The organism is Peribacillus sp. P4_C12, assembly GCF_056402095.1.
In genome coordinates, this window is the sequence record NZ_JBFUIB010001192.1 from 1 (window position 1) to 558 (window position 558).

Annotated in this window: 2 protein-coding genes; both read left to right on the plus strand. The window is 36.6% G+C overall.

Annotation, left to right across the window (positions count from 1 at the left end; all coding sequences use genetic code 11):
* Positions 1-299 (plus strand): MFS transporter (locus AC1DUW_RS32080; RefSeq protein ID WP_477644614.1); only part of this gene is annotated, 299 nt, incomplete at its 5' end.
* A gap of 117 nt (positions 300-416) precedes the next feature.
* On the plus strand, positions 417-558 hold a 142-nt coding region (locus tag AC1DUW_RS32085), incomplete at its 3' end, for a thiolase family protein (RefSeq protein WP_477644615.1).

The window sequence follows — 558 nt, forward strand, 5'->3', positions numbered from 1 at the left end:
CATATGCCATATTACCAATAGGCCCAACGATTATGATAAATGAGATGCGTGAACGCGGTGGATTGATGACAAGTATTTTAACTTCATCAGGTAACATAGCAGGGATTATTGCTCCTCTTTTAACCGGCTATATCATAGGTTTAGCTGGAGGAAATAAAATATTGGGCTACAACTTATCTATTTTGTTCATGGCCATACTTGTTTTGGCTTTTGGCATACTATTTGCCATATTTGTAAAACCGTCTAAATCAAAAGGAAATAAAGATGAACAGAAAGACTATAATCTTAAATCCTCATAAGCTTGGTCTCAATAGCTGATTTTAAAATGATACTAATGAAAATAAATGACAGTTATTTTCTTGAAAGCCTTGATATGAAAAGGGATGAATTACAAAGAAAAAGGAGCGGATGGAGAAATGAATAGAGATGCGGTCATTGTTTCAGCAGTACGAACAGCAATTGGGAAACAAGGAGGCGAACTAGCGTCAGTTCCCGCCCACGTATTTGGTGCTGAGGTGATAAAAGAAGCTTTAAAACGAGCGAATGTAAATCCTGAAA